Raw genomic sequence first — 1,381 nt, 5'->3', positions numbered from 1 at the left:
GATCGGACAAGTCACATCGGGCGGCTTCGGCCCAAGCCTGAATGGGCCGGTCGCGATGGGCTACGTGCCCACGAGCCTGAGCGCGCTCGGCACCAAACTGTTCGCCGAAGTGCGCGGCCAGCGACTGCCGCTCGCAGTCGCCGCCATGCCCTTCGTCAAAAACACCTACAAACGCTGAGGATTTGAGAATGACGACGACGCTATACACCTCCGACCATGAGTGGCTGGCCATCGAGGGCGACGTCGCCACCGTCGGCATCACCGACTACGCCCAGCAGCAGCTCGGCGACGTCGTGTTCGTCGAACTGCCCAAGGTCGGCCGCACGCTAAAGAAGGCGGAAGCCGCAGCGGTCGTGGAATCGGTGAAGGCCGCCTCCGACGTCTATGCCCCCGTGACCGGCGAGGTGCTCGAATCCAACGCCGGGCTCGCCGCCGAGCCGGCGCTGGTGAACTCGGACGCGCAAGGCAAGGCCTGGTTCTTCAAGATCAAGATTGCCGACAAGAGCGAGCTCGGCGGCCTCATGGATGAAGCCGCCTACAAGGCACATACGGCTTAAGGACGATGGAGCAAGCGATGACCGCGCACCGCAAGACCAACGGCGACACCGCCGCCAGCTTCGTTCGCCGCCACATCGGCCCGTCGGCGCGCGATGTCACCGCAATGCTCGAAACCGTCAGCGCCAAGAGCGTCGACGCGCTGATGGCGGAGACGCTGCCGGCCTCGATCCGGCAGGCTTCCCCGCTCGATCTCGGCAAGCCGCTCAGCGAGACCGAGGCGATCGCGCATATGAGCGAGCTTGCGCGTCAGAACCAGGTCTTCACCTCGCTGATCGGCCAAGGCTATTCCGGCACCGTCCTGCCCGCGGTGATCCAGCGCAACATCCTCGAAAATCCGGCCTGGTACACCGCCTACACGCCCTATCAGCCCGAGATCAGCCAGGGCCGGCTGGAGGCGCTGCTCAACTTCCAGACCATGATCTGCGATCTCACCGGGCTCGACGTCGCCAACGCCTCGCTGCTCGATGAGGCCACCGCCGCCGCCGAAGCCATGGCGCTGGCGGAGCGGCACTCGCAGGTGAAGGCAAAGGCGTTCTTCGTCGACAAGGACGTGCATCCGCAGACGCTGGCTGTGATGCGCACCCGCGCCGAGCCGCTCGGCTGGACCCTGATCGTCGGCGATCCCCTCACCGATCTCGACAAGGCCGACGTACTCGGTGCGCTGCTGCAATATCCGGGCTCTTCGGGCGCGGTGCGCGACCTCCGGCCCGCGATCGCCGCGCTGAAGGCCAAGGGCGCGCTCGCGATCATGGCCGCGGATCTGCTCGCACTGACGCTGCTCGCCTCGCCTGGCGAGTTAGGTGCCGACATCGCGATCGGTTCG

At 66.3% G+C, this 1,381-nt stretch carries 2 protein-coding genes and 1 pseudogene; all 3 read left to right on the top strand.

Annotated features, from left to right (window positions below; genetic code table 11):
• A partial coding sequence (locus tag MOV74_RS38295) for a glycine cleavage T C-terminal barrel domain-containing protein (protein WP_309486882.1) occupies window positions 1–178 on the top strand: 178 nt, incomplete at its 5' end.
• A 10-nt stretch (window positions 179–188) separates the two neighbouring features.
• Window positions 189–557, top strand: a complete 369-nt coding sequence (gene gcvH, locus MOV74_RS38290; RefSeq protein ID WP_246932715.1) for a glycine cleavage system protein GcvH — start codon at window positions 189–191, stop codon at window positions 555–557.
• Between the two features lie 17 nt (window positions 558–574).
• A pseudogene (locus tag MOV74_RS38285) lies at window positions 575–1,381 on the top strand (glycine dehydrogenase (aminomethyl-transferring)); the annotation flags it as partial.

Source organism: Bradyrhizobium sp. SHOUNA76, assembly GCF_023006445.1.
Taxonomy (GTDB): domain Bacteria; phylum Pseudomonadota; class Alphaproteobacteria; order Rhizobiales; family Xanthobacteraceae; genus Bradyrhizobium.
Note: the sequence above shows the minus strand (reverse complement) of the source record. Positions and strands in the feature narration are given on the sequence as shown.

Coding starts and splice junctions, on each gene's coding strand:
- gcvH (WP_246932715.1), top strand. CDS start 189: ATGACGACGACGCTATACACCTCCGACCATGAGTGGCTGGCCATCGAG.